The organism is Vreelandella sulfidaeris, from assembly GCF_042429665.1.
In the GTDB taxonomy this organism is placed as follows: Bacteria; Pseudomonadota; Gammaproteobacteria; order Pseudomonadales; family Halomonadaceae; genus Vreelandella.
Genome location: NZ_JBHMAC010000011.1, coordinates 186,086 through 200,228 on the forward strand (window position 1 = coordinate 186,086; position 14,143 = coordinate 200,228).

Annotated in this window: 23 protein-coding genes; 7 read left to right on the plus strand and 16 right to left on the minus strand. The window is 50.4% G+C overall.

Annotated elements, in window-relative coordinates:
* Positions 1–9 precede the first annotated feature (9 nt).
* The gene (locus ACFFLD_RS12750; RefSeq protein WP_386041206.1) at positions 10–612 is read left to right on the plus strand and encodes a YqaA family protein; all 603 of its coding nucleotides are present in this window, start codon (positions 10–12) and stop codon (positions 610–612) included.
* Positions 613–646: 34 nt separating this feature from the next.
* Here the strand turns inward: ACFFLD_RS12750 and ACFFLD_RS12755 are convergent, their stop codons facing one another.
* Together ACFFLD_RS12755 and ACFFLD_RS12760 are read right to left on the minus strand one after the other, a co-directional pair.
* On the minus strand, positions 647–964 hold the full coding sequence (locus ACFFLD_RS12755) for an antibiotic biosynthesis monooxygenase family protein (protein ID WP_386041208.1): 318 nt from the start codon (positions 962–964) through the stop codon (positions 647–649).
* Positions 965–997: 33 nt separating this feature from the next.
* The gene (locus tag ACFFLD_RS12760) at positions 998–1,405 is read right to left on the minus strand and encodes a DUF4019 domain-containing protein (protein WP_386041210.1); all 408 of its coding nucleotides are present in this window, start codon (positions 1,403–1,405) and stop codon (positions 998–1,000) included.
* Between the two features lie 276 nt (positions 1,406–1,681).
* Between ACFFLD_RS12760 and ACFFLD_RS12765 the strand changes: the two genes are divergently transcribed.
* The gene (locus ACFFLD_RS12765) at positions 1,682–2,248 is read left to right on the plus strand and encodes an isochorismatase family protein (protein ID WP_386041212.1); all 567 of its coding nucleotides are present in this window, start codon (positions 1,682–1,684) and stop codon (positions 2,246–2,248) included.
* Positions 2,223–3,245, plus strand: coding sequence for a GlxA family transcriptional regulator (locus ACFFLD_RS12770; RefSeq protein ID WP_386041215.1), 1,023 nt, complete (start codon positions 2,223–2,225; stop codon positions 3,243–3,245). Before ACFFLD_RS12765 ends, ACFFLD_RS12770 begins: the two co-directional genes overlap by 26 nt.
* 110 nt (positions 3,246–3,355) lie before the next feature.
* Here ACFFLD_RS12770 and ACFFLD_RS12775 read toward each other — a convergent pair whose 3' ends face one another.
* Positions 3,356–3,778 carry an MAPEG family protein gene (locus ACFFLD_RS12775; RefSeq protein WP_386041217.1) on the minus strand — a complete coding sequence of 141 codons (423 nt, stop codon included), beginning with the start codon at positions 3,776–3,778 and terminating at the stop codon, positions 3,356–3,358.
* Between the two features lie 185 nt (positions 3,779–3,963).
* On the opposite strand from ACFFLD_RS12775, the gene ACFFLD_RS12780 reads away from it, so the two are divergent.
* A complete protein-coding gene (locus ACFFLD_RS12780; RefSeq protein WP_386041220.1) occupies positions 3,964–4,707 on the plus strand; it encodes a class I SAM-dependent DNA methyltransferase in 744 nt (247 codons plus the stop codon).
* Positions 4,708–4,777: 70 nt separating this feature from the next.
* Here the strand turns inward: ACFFLD_RS12780 and ACFFLD_RS12785 are convergent, their stop codons facing one another.
* From ACFFLD_RS12785 to ACFFLD_RS12835, 11 genes are all read right to left on the minus strand, one after another.
* The gene (locus tag ACFFLD_RS12785; protein ID WP_386041223.1) at positions 4,778–5,257 is read right to left on the minus strand and encodes a DUF1456 family protein; all 480 of its coding nucleotides are present in this window, start codon (positions 5,255–5,257) and stop codon (positions 4,778–4,780) included.
* Between the two features lie 79 nt (positions 5,258–5,336).
* Positions 5,337–5,759 (minus strand): tetratricopeptide repeat protein, encoded by a 423-nt coding sequence (locus ACFFLD_RS12790; RefSeq protein WP_386041225.1) that lies wholly within the window; start codon positions 5,757–5,759, stop codon positions 5,337–5,339.
* A gap of 270 nt (positions 5,760–6,029) precedes the next feature.
* A complete protein-coding gene (locus tag ACFFLD_RS12795) occupies positions 6,030–6,575 on the minus strand; it encodes a nucleotidyltransferase family protein (RefSeq protein WP_386041227.1) in 546 nt (181 codons plus the stop codon).
* Between the two features lie 104 nt (positions 6,576–6,679).
* A complete protein-coding gene (locus tag ACFFLD_RS12800) occupies positions 6,680–7,108 on the minus strand; it encodes a GFA family protein (RefSeq protein WP_386041229.1) in 429 nt (142 codons plus the stop codon).
* A gap of 7 nt (positions 7,109–7,115) precedes the next feature.
* Entirely contained in the window at positions 7,116–7,349 is a 234-nt protein-coding gene (locus tag ACFFLD_RS12805) for a putative quinol monooxygenase (protein WP_386041548.1), read from the minus strand.
* A gap of 171 nt (positions 7,350–7,520) precedes the next feature.
* Positions 7,521–7,919, minus strand: a complete 399-nt coding sequence (gene fos, locus ACFFLD_RS12810; RefSeq protein ID WP_386041231.1) for a fosfomycin resistance glutathione transferase — start codon at positions 7,917–7,919, stop codon at positions 7,521–7,523.
* A gap of 181 nt (positions 7,920–8,100) precedes the next feature.
* Positions 8,101–8,607 carry a GNAT family N-acetyltransferase gene (locus tag ACFFLD_RS12815; protein ID WP_386041233.1) on the minus strand — a complete coding sequence of 169 codons (507 nt, stop codon included), beginning with the start codon at positions 8,605–8,607 and terminating at the stop codon, positions 8,101–8,103.
* Entirely contained in the window at positions 8,607–9,350 is a 744-nt protein-coding gene (locus ACFFLD_RS12820) for a class I SAM-dependent DNA methyltransferase (RefSeq protein ID WP_386041235.1), read from the minus strand. Before ACFFLD_RS12820 ends, ACFFLD_RS12815 begins: the two co-directional genes overlap by 1 nt.
* A gap of 142 nt (positions 9,351–9,492) precedes the next feature.
* Complete coding sequence (locus tag ACFFLD_RS12825) at positions 9,493–9,804, minus strand: hypothetical protein (protein WP_386041237.1); 312 nt, start codon at positions 9,802–9,804, stop codon at positions 9,493–9,495.
* A gap of 7 nt (positions 9,805–9,811) precedes the next feature.
* Positions 9,812–9,961, minus strand: coding sequence for a hypothetical protein (locus tag ACFFLD_RS12830; RefSeq protein WP_386041239.1), 150 nt, complete (start codon positions 9,959–9,961; stop codon positions 9,812–9,814).
* Positions 9,962–9,989: 28 nt separating this feature from the next.
* Positions 9,990–10,556, minus strand: a complete 567-nt coding sequence (locus ACFFLD_RS12835; protein WP_386041241.1) for a GNAT family N-acetyltransferase — start codon at positions 10,554–10,556, stop codon at positions 9,990–9,992.
* Positions 10,557–10,813: 257 nt separating this feature from the next.
* On the opposite strand from ACFFLD_RS12835, the gene ACFFLD_RS12840 reads away from it, so the two are divergent.
* Both ACFFLD_RS12840 and ACFFLD_RS12845 read left to right on the plus strand, forming a co-directional pair.
* On the plus strand, positions 10,814–11,785 hold the full coding sequence (locus tag ACFFLD_RS12840; RefSeq protein WP_386041243.1) for a mechanosensitive ion channel family protein: 972 nt from the start codon (positions 10,814–10,816) through the stop codon (positions 11,783–11,785).
* On the plus strand, positions 11,691–12,359 hold the full coding sequence (locus ACFFLD_RS12845) for a mechanosensitive ion channel family protein (protein WP_386041550.1): 669 nt from the start codon (positions 11,691–11,693) through the stop codon (positions 12,357–12,359). Before ACFFLD_RS12840 ends, ACFFLD_RS12845 begins: the two co-directional genes overlap by 95 nt.
* Positions 12,360–12,499: 140 nt before the next feature.
* On the opposite strand, the gene ACFFLD_RS12850 is transcribed toward ACFFLD_RS12845, so the two are convergent.
* On the minus strand, positions 12,500–12,895 hold the full coding sequence (locus ACFFLD_RS12850; protein WP_386041245.1) for a VOC family protein: 396 nt from the start codon (positions 12,893–12,895) through the stop codon (positions 12,500–12,502).
* Between the two features lie 17 nt (positions 12,896–12,912).
* A complete protein-coding gene (locus ACFFLD_RS12855) occupies positions 12,913–13,350 on the minus strand; it encodes a VOC family protein (RefSeq protein ID WP_386041247.1) in 438 nt (145 codons plus the stop codon).
* Between the two features lie 101 nt (positions 13,351–13,451).
* Between ACFFLD_RS12855 and soxR the strand changes: the two genes are divergently transcribed.
* A complete protein-coding gene (gene soxR, locus ACFFLD_RS12860; protein WP_386041249.1) occupies positions 13,452–13,919 on the plus strand; it encodes a redox-sensitive transcriptional activator SoxR in 468 nt (155 codons plus the stop codon).
* Positions 13,920–14,143 lie beyond the last annotated feature (224 nt).

Consider the following 14,143-nt stretch of genomic DNA (forward strand, 5'->3'; position numbering starts at 1 on the left):
TGGCCCGCAATGAAGAAGACATCTAACCGCGCAAGACAGTGGTTTGAGCGCCTTAACAGCTCAAATAACATGCTGTGGCTACTCGGCACGCTCTCTTTTCTTGAGACGATTATTCTGCCCATTCCGCTGGAGTTGATACTTATTCCATTGATGGCAGCCAATCGAGAGCGTATCTGGCTCTTGGCAACCGTCACCACGGTCGGCTGCTTGATTGCATCGCTGGTCGGCTACGGCGTTGGAATGCTGCTATTTCAATCGATAGGCACGTGGTTTATCGAGTTTATGGGTATGCAGCAGAGCTACCAATCGTTTCAGACTTTCTTTGATCAGTATGGCTTCATAGCTATTCTGACCATTGGCATTATCCCCATCCCCTTTCAGATAGCGATGATTACTGCGGGGCTGTCGGGGTACCCTATTTTATTGTTCGTGCTAGCAGCGCTAATTGCTCGCGGAATTCGCTATTATGGCTTGGCTTGGCTGGTACATCGCTTTGGTCACCGTGTACTGGTGCTATGGAGACGCCACGCCATCATTACCAGTTTGGCGGTGGGGGGCATTGTACTGGCCTTTGCGTTGGTAATGCAGACACTGGCAAGAGTAGTCATGTAATCAGAATCAATTGGCAGGTAGGCTAATAACCGCCCTACCTGCCATAATCCCGCTCTACTTTAGCCACCCGGGTTTTGAAGTGTTGATACCACTGCTGGTGCCCTAAACGCTGAGCTTCAAGATGCTCAGCGTTCGCTTTCCATGCCTGAATAGAGGCTAAATCGGCCCAGTATGACACTGTGACGCCTGCCTCATTTCGCGCCGACTCCACCCCTAAAAACCCCGGCTGCTGTGCGGCTAGCTCAACCATTCTAGTGGCCATTGCGTCATAGCCATTATCAACGTCAGTTCGTACCGAGGTAAAAATCACCGCGTAATAAGGAGGCTCGGGAGTAGTGGCGATCAGTGACATAAAGCGGGTTACCGTGGTCCTGTTAAGCGATGCTTATTTAACGTAATAACCGCTCACCTTCCAGGCATCCCCTTCAAGGTGCGGGGTTATGGTTTCAATAATCTGTGGCTTGTTTTCAAAACGCGTTTTGAAAGTAATCACCGCGTAATCTCCAATCGGGGCGCCCGGCATGGAGGTTTCGCGGATAACACGCAGCCGTTGGCGTGATTGAACGGCACCAAAATCACGTCGTGCGGCGCTGATGGTACGTTCCAGCATATTAGAGGATAACGGTATTTGCAGCAATGGAGAGGAGGTTTCCCAAGCTTGCTCATAGGCACCGCTATCAATAGCCTCCAGCCATTCTAACGCCGCCACTTCCGCCTTATCAGTGGCCGAATAAGCATGGCTGGATAAAGAAAAAAGCAAAAAGGCAATGAACAAAGGCAGTGGTTTAGGCATAGCAGACTCTTGTGACGTTTAATACGCAGACGCAGGGCCGTTTCGGGCATAAATGGCTAACCGTTGACGGTCTTATCTTTATATCGGGAATTGGCAGGATTTCTTTAATGACCAATAAAAATTTAGCGTTTAATCGCCAAACGATAATTTAAATAATTAATATTCCTTTTATGTACTGTTGGCCGATATTGACCGGTTTGCGACCGCTTCGTGTGTCGTTCAGTACATCGTAACGCCTTACGCTATAGCCTCATTCCCAACAAGATGAGGTCTACTATGCCACTCTCTACCACCGCGTTACTGTTGATTGATGTTCAAGCCTCCTTCCCTGCGCGCGATTATTGGGTAGAATCCCTTGCAGAAGCCTGGCGGCCTAACCAGCGTGCCCTGCTCGATGCCGCTCAAGCATTGAACATACCGGTAGTACGAATTTTTCATGAAGCGCCTGGCAGCCAGGGAGCCTTTGATCCTGACAACGGCCTTATTTGTCCGCTTGAAGGTTTTAAAGATGAAGTCGCGGTAACGTTTCACAAGCGGGTTCATAATGCCTTCAGCGATACTCAGCTGGAAAACTGGCTTCGCGAGCGACATATTTCACATCTCGCGGTTAGTGGCATTCGTACCGAGCAATGTTGCGAAACGACGACGCGAGTAGCGTCAGACCTTGGCTTTAACGTCGACTTTGTCAGCGATGCCACCTTGACGTTTCCCATGACACGTCAGGGCATCACTTGGTCCGCTGAGGATATTAAAGCGCGCACCGAACTCGTACTGGAAGACCGCTTTGCACGTATTATCAATACCCATGATTTGATCAATGAGTGGCACACCCTGCGTGAATGAAATGCCCAGCCAATGTCAGCCATCCGACCAGCGAGATACCATTCAGCGGGTGGCCGTTTTAATGATGCCCGGTCAGGTGCCGCTGGATCTGATTGGTCCACTTCAGGTGCTGCACTCCGCGGGCCGCCTCATGAAAGCGTTTGAGGTAAGATACATCGGACCCAAGGTAGCCATGGAGTGGTTAGGCCCCCTCACGCTGAGTGGTATCGAGCCATTACCTGAACAGTTGCAGTCTCAGGACCTGTTGCTCATACCCGGCCAGTATCGCAACCGCATTGAGCCTTCGGTACAGCAGGAGTGCATTCAATGGCTGAACGCCAACGCCCATCACGCCAGTACCGTAATGACCGTGTGTTCTGGCACGCTGCTGCTTGCTGAAACAGGTTTGCTTGATGGGCGACGCTGCACGACCCACCACACCCTCCTCGATCAGTTGAGACGTAACGCACCACGAGCCAAGGTTCAAAGTGACTGCATTTTTATCGAGGATGGGCGTTATCTAACCAGCGCGGGCATTTCAACAGGTATTGATACCATGCTCCACTGGCTTACCCGCGCCTGCGGCCACTCGCTAGCATTAGCGGTTGCCCGGGAAATGGTGCTTTATCTTCGCCGCAGCGGCCAGGAACCCCAACTGGGCGCCTGGCTTGAAGGCCGTAATCATGTTGATGAGCGGATTCATCGGGTGCAGGACGCCATTTGCGCCAGCCCGGCGCACACGTGGCGCGCCGAGTCATTGGCCTCGCAGGCGGCAATGAGCGAGCGTCATTTCCGGCGTCAGTTCAAGCATATTACCGGCATGCAGGTAGGCGACTACATTACCGGGTTACGTTTACAGAGGGCCAAGACGTTAATGACCGAAACCACATGGACACTCGCAAGAATTGCCGAAGAGGCAGGGCTTGGCGATGAACGCCAGCTAAGGCGGTGTTGGGCGCGCACAGAAAAACTGCCTCCGAGCGTATGGCGCCGCTCACAGCTTGCCATGCCGGTTTAATCAAACCAGGAGAAAAAAGCGCCGCTCTCAATGGCGGCGCTTAATGCGAGTGGTTAGATCAAATGGTAGTGATTAGACCGAATAGTAGTGGTTAGATCTAATGGCAGTGGTTAGAAAAGCGTGAAGAGGATTAGAACGCACATGGCGATCATGCACAGTGTGCCCACGCCATAAGCAATCGTTCGCCAGGGCTGAAGCTCTGCCAGATAAAAGATTGTATGGCAGTAGCGCGCCACCGTGAACGTCATGAAGAGCCAACCAGCAAGCCCGGAAGACGCACCGACCAGCACATAAGCCACGCCTAGTGCTAAAAAAATGGGTATATTTTCAAGGTCATTCGACCACGCTTTACCCGCTTTTTGCACCTGCGGCAACTCCTCCTGAGCAGGCGCCTTACCGGCCAGCGCTGCATCTTCGGGGGTTTTAAAGGTCATTTTCGTAATGCGATGAAAGCCTTGGTACATCGACGTGGCAAACATCTTCACGTAAAGCAGTACCGACGCCACTGCATACCAAAAAACGGGGTCTTCCATGATGACTCCTTTATCTCGATTTATCGCTTGCGTAAAGCTACACGCTTGGCGTGAAAGCCTATGGATGAGTATCAGCATAGCCAATAGTTGGTTCAGGCCAAGCCAGGAGGCTTAATGCTCCCCGCTTCTCAAAGCTAAACCACTCGTTTACCATGCTCCCCCTCCGCTCTCACGACTAGGCTGATATGTCCGCCAACGCCCTCTATACCGATCTTTCTGGTTATTACGATTTAATGTGCGCGGATATCGACTATCAGGCCCAAAGCGATGGCATTCGCCGTCTGCATCAAATATTTGGTGACGGTGGCCGTACGCATCTTGACCTGGCCTGCGGGACAGGCCCGCACGTGCGCCATTTTAGTGAGTTTGGCTATTCAAGTAGCGGTCTGGATATTAACCAGCCCATGCTGGAGCTTGCCGCTGCCCGTTGTCCTGAAGCCACGTTTACACGACAGGACATGGCAGACTTCCAGGTTAGCGACCCCCAGGATTTGATTACCTGCTTTCTCTACTCGATTCACTACAATGCAGGCATAGAGAAGCTAACCGACTGCCTATCCAGTGCGCATCGCGCCCTAACATCAGGCGGGATTTTCTGTTTTAACGCCGTCGATAAAAGCAAAATCGACAACGCGCTGTTTGTTAAGCACACCGCTAAACAGGGCAACGACCTGTTCACCTTTCGCTCTGGCTGGCATTACACGGGGCATGGCGAACAGCAGTCACTCAAGCTCAGCATTGAGAAAACAGATACTGAGGCAACGCAGATATGGCACGACGAACATCCAATGGTGGCCGTCAGCTTCCCAGAACTCATCGTATTACTGGAGCCGCTCTTCGATGTGCATGTCTTTGAGCATGACTATGAAAAAATAACGCCCTGGGACACCGCCTCAGGGAACGCCATTTTTGTTTGCGTGAAAAAGTAAATATCATTACCAAGGGCAAGACGGCTCGTCTTTGTAGCCCTGATTTTTAAAGTCCGGACTTCAAGCCTAGTTATGAGCCATCACCATTTTGGCTGGGGCGCCACTGGTATTGAAGACCCATTAAAAAATTACGCAGCACCTGATCTTTGCACTCGCGATAATTCTTGTGGTTTGGTTTGCGAAAGAAAGCACTTAATTCATGATTGCTGATACGGAATCCCGCCAACTCAAAAATAGCCAAAATATCGTCAGCCTTTAAATCTAGCGCAATTCTCAGCTTTTGAAATACCATATTATTGTTCAGATTCTTTTCTGGCGCTGGCTGCTCACCTTCGCGTTTGCCGCGCTTAAAACTAATGAAACCATTCAGAAACGCTGCCAGCTCAACGTCTTTCATCTTGAGCAGCGCTTCGTCTTCATCCTTTCTCAACCAGTCGGTAACCTGCGCATGGGTTACGTCAAACTCTGCCAGTGAAAAAATATCAACAATAGTGCCTTCTTTTAAATCAAAGATGTAACGTATACGGCGAAAAATATCATTATTGGTCAAAATAGCGCTCCTAATCTTAGGAAAATCCAGCAACGTCACTTGCTACACAGAGTATTTTCAGGTTTATAACGTACTAAATTCAGCTTGCTGTAAGCGTTGCAAGCAACTCATCTATTTCTGCTTTAAGCTCATTATCTTCAATCTTGTTGGCGCTAATTTTGGCATCTTGCAGGTTGTTAATCGCCGCGTCAGTCTGGCCTAATTCAATTTGTAACGTCGCCATTGAAAAGGCAATGGACGCCATATGGTCTTTTGAATTGACGGCGTTGGCTTTTTCTAACGCTTTCTCATAAATAACGACTGCGTCTTCCAGCTCTTCGGTAAAGTCAGCCAGTGTTTCCCACTGCTCTGGATGATCTTTATCGGTATTTTCATTCTCGGTACAAATAGCTTTCAACTCTGCATAAAGCGACTCGAACGTTTCCCTATCGTCCTTATCGGCTGCTTTCATGAGTTTTTCTGCTAATTCGTAAACAGCCTTATATATCTTGGTATTAACCATTACCTTCTCTTTATTAAAGCGTAAAAAAACAATAAGTGACGCCACACAACCACTTTCGCAGCGCACCCATGTAGCGTGGTGGGCACTGCAGCACGTCGCATGATAACACGCAATTATCGCGATGAACCGTGTGCTATCAGACGCTCATTTTCAGCATATTTTGGATTGGTAAGGTCGACGTCATCAGGTGGTAGCGTTTTCTGCTTTTCGTCTTGTGGTCCTGGGTTCAAGCTCACAGCAAAGCCAAACGTCTTCTAGCGCATGGCTTCACTAGCCATTGACCACCAATTTTGGCCAGGTTGTCAGCCACTGCTTGTTAATGAGGCGGGCTTCAAAATCCGCGCGCTTTGGCCTCGTCGGGTTTAAAGTAATCGTATAGGCAAAAAGTGGCTCAATACCAAAGGGAGCCATCATCACCACGTCACCATTATCTTTCATGGTAGCGCCAACCGCCGTTTCGATTTCCACCCAAAAACGCATGGCATCGACAGTCGAGACATATGCACGATCCCCATTACGCTCATGCATTCTTGCCTGGTTCTTTACCGACCAAGGGAGCCGCGATTCGCTTTGTAATCGACGTTCTATCTCGCGATCCCTAACATCACGTTTATCGTTTGGGTCGAAGTAAATTAAGTCAATATCGTTAAGGGTGGTACTCGTTGTAAAGCCATGCAACTTGTCCCACACCAAATTTCTAACGAATCCAGCAGCCAGGCACCAGTCGGGCAAATTCAGTTCCGCCGCGATGCTTAGCGCTTCCATTCGCACCGTGTCATTCATTATCCAATAGTTGATCTGGGCCTCATGATCCATCGCAACATTTACCTTCTTCAGCTACCGATCAGCTTCATGATTGATACCACTACTCTATCGCCCCAATGGAACCAAGCTAGTCGCACCCAGGTGGCACCTCAGCATCATGTCCACTGCAAGGCTTGATTAAGTGAATCTAAACTATCGGGGCCTGCCTCGTATCGGGTACAGCTCTTCATGTCTCGCGCCCAGCGAGCCGATGAATCAACATGAAGATGGACGGCGACGCTCGACTCAACATCGCCAGCGAGCAACCCGGCAGGCACCCAAACCAGATTGGTGCTTCGCAGCGGATTAGGCACAGGGCTTCCACAGGTCCTGCAAAAATCGCTCCGATACCCCGTCGCTTTCTGAAAAGAAGTGATGTTGTCCTGCCCCGTCACCCAGTGGAAATGACCTTGATCAACAAACGTAGCGGCATTCGCCGTAGACCCCGTTACCTTCCGGCATAAAGAGCAGTGGCACTGATACAAATTCGGCAATGCGCCATCGATTTCAAACGTTACTGCTCCGCAAAGGCACTCGCCGTTCATACTTTATTTACTCCTGAGCCACTTCATCAATGCGGTAGTGACGTTCAGCGTTTTTGGTTAACCCGCACCACTCCGAGCCTGCTACGCGCTGCTGGTGCTGCTCGAAAGCGGCGCGATCAATAAACTCTTCATAGACGTCAAAACGGCAGGCGTCGCTCTTGTTCTGAATGACCTTGAACGTGATACAGCCGGATTCATGTAGCGTTAGCTTCTTGTGACTTATAAATTCGTTTTTTGAAATTGTCCAAACCTAGCCCAGAAATGGTAATAAATCCCCTTGGCGTCACTTTCAGCATTTATTTGCCTTGGAGAATAAATGACCATTACTTACATGGGACACTCCGAACATTACTATGACCGCTATAGCCTGATGAAAGCATTGTGGCACCCCGACGCATTCTTTATTAAAAAGTCATAGCCAAACAAACCCGCTATACGCCTTCTCTGCAATGGATGCCAGGCGGCTCTGGAGGTTGCCCACGTGAACTTCCAGCTTATGGCCGTCAGGATCCAATATATACATGGAACGCCCTTCACTTTTATTCACCTTCCACTGAGACGCATTAAAGGCTTCCAACCGCGCACAGCAGGCGTCAAAGTCCTCTGCAGAGACATCAAAGGCAATATGGGTGTAATCATCCTTCGGGCACGGATCATCACAAGAAAGACACAGCCATAAGTCGCCCGATGACAGGTATGCTCCGCTGTCCCACTTTGCGTGGCCGGTCAGCCCTAACGCCTGGGTATAAAAGTGCAGCGAACGCTCCAAGTCGCTGACAGCAAGGGTAATGTGGTTCAGGCCATTGATCACGGTGACTCCTTTAGGTTATCTGCCTTGAACTAACAGACCGCTAATAAGTATTTGCCTACTAGGAGGGAACGACACAATACGAAGCTAGTGCGCCACACCTGAATCAAAAAACTGGTCGGCATGCAAAGCACACGCTCCGTGAAGCATTAATCATTCTTTAACATCATATTAGGCTCAATAGTTAACCCACATTTCGGGCAACCATCAGCACTTCATCAGCGGAATATAGATTGGAAATCGTTGCCACGACCTCAGCACCGAGTGTTTGTTTATACAATTTTTGAGCATGATTATCGGCTCTTGTGCTGACCATAACGCTCTTGAGTACGGAATTTTTCAAAGCGAGCTGCGCTTTAACCAACGGCAAGGAATCGGTGATCAATTGTCGGCCAATACCGTGACCCTGAACATCAGGCATAACCGCTAGCTGCTCAAGCTCCAGAACCGCTTCCGGGCGAAACCCGCTCTTTTGTGCCCAAGCAATATAACCGTAGATATCTTCACCACTTGATGCGACAAACATCAGATAGCGTGGAAACGCATTTAAATTGCACGCTAGCCAATCAAATGAGTAGCCCTGCCTCGGAAAGGCGGACGCGTGTACCAACGCCGCAACGGCCAAGTCCTCTTTAACCATTAAACGAATAACCAATTTTTGCTCCTGAGCAAAAGACCCCAAAAGTTTCATTAACGCCCAGCGTACTGCAGAATTTCGTACGAGTAGGCGTATTTGAATGTACCGGTAAGATCGATGTGAGATAGGTCTTCGCTTAGCTCTGCTGCTATCGAGTCCAATAGCCTGCCCTTCCGCACCGCCTCTTCAATATTCGATTGCGTGGTGAGATAACCAATCAGAGACTCGAGCGTGAACGTTATCGGCAGCCAGCCTTCCTCCCTCGCAAGCAGAGAAAGCGCCTGATCGCCTGCCAGTGTCATATCTTTGTATCGATTGCGCGGCGGTGATGGATAGCGCTTAAAGTACTCGTTACGAAGCCAATGATTAAACTGTTCAGAGGTGGAATGGCCCTCGAATGCGAAATTATAGATGACCCAAATGGCTCCAGGATTGGAGGCGGCTTTATAGGCAGCCAGGGCTTTCGCAGCGTCAAACCAGTGAAACGCCATACACGTCGAGATGAGATCGAAACGCCCCTGATCGGGCAGTTCAGTGTAGTCCGCCTTTCTTACGGATAAGCCGCGCTTTCGCGCCATGCCCAGCATCTCGTCAGAGGAATCGATACCGATGACCTCCTGGGCAATATCCAGTAGTGGAACGGTAGAGTCGCCGGTGCCGCACGCTACGTCTACCGCACTGCCAAAGCGCTCAGCAGGCATGTGCCGCTGCATGATTTGAAAAAGCACCTGATGAGCTTTCGGACGGTATTGATCGTATCGCTCACCGACGCCGGTACCTGCGAAGTACTGGACCATTTAGGCTTCCTTAAACAACGACTCACATATTTTAAGAAACTCTAATATAGAATTGAAATATTAAGTTACGATGACCTAGAAGCATGATTTCTCAAGGAGTACATTTCGCGGCTAGAGCAATTTCGGGAAGGTTTCGGACAGCCTATTTCATCTGGCGAATGGCACGAATATCTTCAATATCCACAGGCCGTGCAAGCATGGATTTATAACGAATCAAATCATCGCTCAGCATGAGCGGTAGATCCAGTCCCAACAAATGCACCATCAAAAAGCGAGAAAAATCGATGGTTAGTGGCATCCATGTTTCGCTGCCTAAATCAAAAATGCGCACACCATCAGCTTTACCGACCTCTATGTTAACGCCTGCATACTTGAACTGAACGTAGGTTAAGTCCCAGCCTTCTTCCTGGCGATGAGCGGCAGACTTTGAGACTATCGCCTGCCCGGCCTGCACTACCGAGTCAAAGTGTTCCTCCAGGTACGAAAAGGTCTATGTCATATAATTCACGCTCAGCACCATAGCCTTTAGCAGCTAGACCGCCACAAATTTGAAACGGTATCTCCTTATCTCTCAGTAACCCAACAATCCATTGAGCAGATGAATCATGCATATCCTCTCCTCAAGTATAGCGCCGACGATTACTCGTTTAGGCGATAAGAGAAGCTATCGTGATGCTCGCCCCACTCCGCCAACGTGTGGCGATATAGCCTCACTTCACGACCATGAAATTCATGAACGTCGAAACGATCAAAACCTACCTTGAGCGCAACCTTTTGCGACGCCACATGATCGGGTTCTATAAGAGCCACAACCGAAGGCACCTTCTTTTTGTCAAAGGCATAATGCAGAATCGCGTTGGCCGCCTCCGGCGCGAACCCCTTGTTCCAGTAACGGGTAGCAAGCCGGTAACCAAGGCCGGCCTCTTCAGTGCCGTTTACCTCTTCCGGGCTAACGCCGCAAAAACCGATCATCGTATTCGAATCCTTTTCGATCAACGCCCAAGGGCCGATACCGTGCGCCTCGTAGCACGCTAAACACCATTCGATAAAGCGGCGCGTCATGGCTTCATCGCAAACGCCTCGAATCGAGTATTTCATTACGTCGGGATCGCTGAGAATTTGGGTTAGCACCGGAGTATCGTTTAACGTTAACGCCCGGATCGATAGCCGCTCCGTCTCACAAATTTGCACACCTTCCTGCCTCATTTGGCTACCGCTCCCTTACCTATTGGCCTTGCACTTCTGTTAAATCATGACGCGTTGACGGCTTTTCAGGCAAGGCCTGGCAGATGCCCGCTACTGAACAGTTAACCCACCAGTACGAATAGTATGATTAGGTCACAAGTAAACGCCTATACAGAAAACCCACTAGACTGAAGTGGATCCCGCGCTACCGGAAAGCCAAGCTAGTTAAAATTTAGCCTTAAAATGCTTATTCTATCAATCAATAAACAAGGATGGTTATGGAAGCTCCTTTAACCCGTTCAAGTGTGCATAAAGCGCTTCAAGGCTTGGGTTCATTACTGTTACTGCTGAGTATGCTTTTAGGTGGATCGGTGCATGCCACCGAGGAGAAGGCGCCAGGCACCAACGCCGCTACCTCGGCCAACGGCGTTGAAGAGAAGGCTATTCCAAGCAGCGAAGGCGCTGACAACGCTCAGATCGAGACCACTCCATCACCGCTCAAGGATGAAGAGATTCGCCAGCGAATCAGCGGCATCTTCTCAGAGATCGACGGGCTTGGGGCGGTCGAGGTCAGCGTCGTTCAAGGTGTGGTGACGCTTGAAGGTGAAACCACTAACGACAGAAAAGCCCAGCAGGCCGTTGGCCTGGCGAACCGGTTGACCGATGTGGTGACGGTAGCAGACCAGATCGACCGCACGCTGGACGTGCAAGATAATGTCACTACCGCCTATCAGGGCCTAAAAGCCAGGGCCCAAAACCTGATAAAAGCGTTGCCGCTATTATTAGTGGGCTTTGTGATATTCGGGCTGGTCACCTGGTTCGGCGCCTGGCTATCCAACCGCAAGCGCCTATGGCAAAGGCTGACGCCTAACCCCTTCGTGGCCGAGTTGGTCGCGCAAACCATCAAGGTCATGTTCATTGTCCTCGGGTTGATCATGGCGTTAAGCTTGATAGGTGCCGAAACAGTCATCGGCACCCTGCTGGGCGGCGCTGGCGTGATCGGTATTGCCATCGGTTTTGCCGTCAAGGACACCATCGAAAACTACATCGCCTCCTTGATGCTCAGCATCCGCCAGCCGTTTCAGGCACGCGATCACGTGGTCATCAATGACCGAAGGTATCGTGGTGCGCCTGACCTCCCGCGCCACCATTCTCATGACCCTGGAAGGCAACCAGCTGCGTATTCCCAACGCCGATGTCTTCAAGGGCATCATCCTCAATTACACTCAGAACCCGGAGCGCCGCTTTAATTTCGAACTGGGCGTAGATGCCAATGACGACCCTCTGGCCGCCATCAAGGTGGGCCTCGATGCCCTCCAGGCGTTGGAGTTCGTATTGAGCGAACCCAAAGCCATTGGCATTATCACCCACGTTGGCGATTCCAATATTGTATTGGAGTTTCAAGGGTGGGTAGATCAGTCGACGACGGATTTCGGCAAGGCGCGCAGCATCGCCATTCGTGAAACCAAGCACGCGCTGGAAAATAACGGTTTCAGCCTGCCAGAGCCGATTTACCGCTTAAGCTTCAGCCCGAGGGTTGAGCAGGCACTAACACGCATACCGCCCGTTAGCCCTCAAAGCGAGCCTTCTACGTCGCTACCCGCGTCTATTCCAGATTCATCTATGGAAACACGGCTGGGCAACGCTGTCGCCAGAGACAAACAGCAGGCCAAAACGCGCGCCAAGCAAATACTGCAAGGCCCGCAAGCCGACAAAGTGCTCGATGCTCGCCCTGACGACAAGCTGATGAAAAAGGTGGATGAAGAAATCGCTCAAAGCGCCGATGGAACCGACTTGTTGAGCAAGCACTCGGCACGGGAATGAGTTGCATGCATGGCCGGGATTGGTATCAGCGACGATATCGTCAAGCTCTGTCGGTAGAAATACGCGCGCATTGATGAAGTGGCTTCACCCATACTCATTAAAAACAATAGCCGCATGAACTTCTCCATTGCGGCCATTCGCTAACTATCGATCTGCTGTACAAAACCAGTTTCATCCCTGATACCTACCCGGTTGCCATCGGGATCAGCGATATTGATCGTTCTTCCCCAAGCGTTTTCAGTAATGGCCGCTTCAATACCCCATGCTCTAACTCTCGATAATGTATCTTCCAAATCATCGACGTTGAATCGTAATTTAAAGCTGCTTTCCTCGGGAGTCTTGACGCTGCTCTTTGCCTTACCGCCCTGCTCGACCATTAAGTAACCATCGCCAAACTCCAGGCAAGTAAGTTTGAAACCATCTTCATTCCGTTCGAAGAGCTGACGCAATCCAAACAGCCCACGGTAAAAAGCAACACACTCAACATAGCGCTCGGTATTAAGAATCACTCCATAGCGTGCCACGTTTATATTCATGGGCTCTCCTTTGCTCATCAGTGTTCCATTAACGCCGCATCACGATTTAGATTACGCTCCGCCGGAATATCACTGAGATACTCGACAAATTCCACCTCAAACCCGGCCGGATCGACAAAGTAGACATTTTTACGAAACGGCTCGGTGGCACCGGGTTTGGCGACGGCAAAGCCCGCGTTATTCAACCGGGCCACTGCGGCATCCAGGTTATCGGTCACGTAGGCGAAGTGGGCCAGGCCAACACTATGGCCTTCCAGCGCACGGTTCTGCCCTTCGCCATGATTACTCAACGCCAAGTAGTGGCGGTCATCACCAAAGTGCACCCATTTGCGCGGCTTGCCGTACCACTCGCCATGGCCTTCGTCGCGTATCCGCCAGTGCGGGAAAGCAGCACGGTAAAAGTCCAGCATGGCATCCATATCCATCACTACCAGGTTAACGTGTTCCAAATACATAGGTTTTCTCCTTGAATGGGTTCGTATAAAAGGGTAAAACCTCAACCTAAGTTTAGGTAAAGCATTTTTTTTTACGAACCAGCAAAAAAACAGAGGCAGCGATGGCGGAGGCAAATTGGAGTGTCGGCAAGGTAGCCAAGCGCTGCGGTATTAATATCAGCGCCCTGCACTTCTATGAGCAGCAAGGGCTGATTCAAAGCTCGCGTAACGCGGGCAATCAACGCCGCTATAAACCCGAGGTGCTAAGGCGCATTTCGGTGATAAAAGCTGCGCAGAAAGTCGGTGTCAGCCTGGATGAGATCAAGCAAGCCTTTGAATCACTGCCCAATAATCGCACTCCCACTGTGGAAGATTGGCAGCAGCTATCCAAGAACTGGCAGCGCATGCTGGATGGCCGCATTGCGTACCTGCAAACGCTGCGCAATAACCTGAGCGGCTGTATCGGCTGCGGCTGTTTGAGCATGACGAGCTGCCCGTTGTATAACCCGGAAGATCAACTGGCGGAGCTAGGTAGCGGACCGGTGTTATTGGATCAGGCGGAGGAGCGCGCTGGTTCAGGCGCTAATTAACAGTCAACGTTAGTTAATTAGCGCATACAGATTAATAACATTTTGGAGCTGCTAAGCGGCAGAGAATTGGTCGCTTAGTCACGATTGATAAACTATCTTCCGCGCCTTACCAAAAGCTTAGACTCAAGGCGCTCCTTGATTGCAGGCCACTCTCTCTCAACAATGCTGACTTTAACGGAGAGCGTCAAGGATTGGCTTTTCCTGCTAAATCGTTTATTAGGCTA

Excerpts from the sequence above, each read along its gene's own strand:
- ACFFLD_RS12750 (WP_386041206.1), top strand. The coding sequence starts at position 10 with ATGAAGAAGACATCTAACCGCGCAAGACAGTGGTTTGAGCGCCTTAAC.
- ACFFLD_RS12755 (WP_386041208.1), bottom strand. The coding sequence starts at position 964 with ATGTCACTGATCGCCACTACTCCCGAGCCTCCTTATTACGCGGTGATT.
- ACFFLD_RS12760 (WP_386041210.1), bottom strand. The coding sequence starts at position 1,405 with ATGCCTAAACCACTGCCTTTGTTCATTGCCTTTTTGCTTTTTTCTTTA.
- ACFFLD_RS12765 (WP_386041212.1), top strand. The coding sequence starts at position 1,682 with ATGCCACTCTCTACCACCGCGTTACTGTTGATTGATGTTCAAGCCTCC.
- ACFFLD_RS12770 (WP_386041215.1), top strand. The coding sequence starts at position 2,223 with ATGAGTGGCACACCCTGCGTGAATGAAATGCCCAGCCAATGTCAGCCA.
- ACFFLD_RS12775 (WP_386041217.1), bottom strand. The coding sequence starts at position 3,778 with ATGGAAGACCCCGTTTTTTGGTATGCAGTGGCGTCGGTACTGCTTTAC.
- ACFFLD_RS12780 (WP_386041220.1), top strand. The coding sequence starts at position 3,964 with ATGTCCGCCAACGCCCTCTATACCGATCTTTCTGGTTATTACGATTTA.
- ACFFLD_RS12790 (WP_386041225.1), bottom strand. The coding sequence starts at position 5,759 with ATGGTTAATACCAAGATATATAAGGCTGTTTACGAATTAGCAGAAAAA.
- ACFFLD_RS12795 (WP_386041227.1), bottom strand. The coding sequence starts at position 6,575 with ATGGATCATGAGGCCCAGATCAACTATTGGATAATGAATGACACGGTG.
- ACFFLD_RS12800 (WP_386041229.1), bottom strand. The coding sequence starts at position 7,108 with ATGAACGGCGAGTGCCTTTGCGGAGCAGTAACGTTTGAAATCGATGGC.
- ACFFLD_RS12815 (WP_386041233.1), bottom strand. The coding sequence starts at position 8,607 with ATGAAACTTTTGGGGTCTTTTGCTCAGGAGCAAAAATTGGTTATTCGT.
- ACFFLD_RS12820 (WP_386041235.1), bottom strand. The coding sequence starts at position 9,350 with ATGGTCCAGTACTTCGCAGGTACCGGCGTCGGTGAGCGATACGATCAA.
- ACFFLD_RS12830 (WP_386041239.1), bottom strand. The coding sequence starts at position 9,961 with ATGCATGATTCATCTGCTCAATGGATTGTTGGGTTACTGAGAGATAAG.
- ACFFLD_RS12835 (WP_386041241.1), bottom strand. The coding sequence starts at position 10,556 with ATGAGGCAGGAAGGTGTGCAAATTTGTGAGACGGAGCGGCTATCGATC.
- ACFFLD_RS12840 (WP_386041243.1), top strand. The coding sequence starts at position 10,814 with ATGGAAGCTCCTTTAACCCGTTCAAGTGTGCATAAAGCGCTTCAAGGC.
- ACFFLD_RS12845 (WP_386041550.1), top strand. The coding sequence starts at position 11,691 with ATGACCCTGGAAGGCAACCAGCTGCGTATTCCCAACGCCGATGTCTTC.
- ACFFLD_RS12850 (WP_386041245.1), bottom strand. The coding sequence starts at position 12,895 with ATGAATATAAACGTGGCACGCTATGGAGTGATTCTTAATACCGAGCGC.
- ACFFLD_RS12855 (WP_386041247.1), bottom strand. The coding sequence starts at position 13,350 with ATGTATTTGGAACACGTTAACCTGGTAGTGATGGATATGGATGCCATG.
- soxR (WP_386041249.1), top strand. The coding sequence starts at position 13,452 with ATGGCGGAGGCAAATTGGAGTGTCGGCAAGGTAGCCAAGCGCTGCGGT.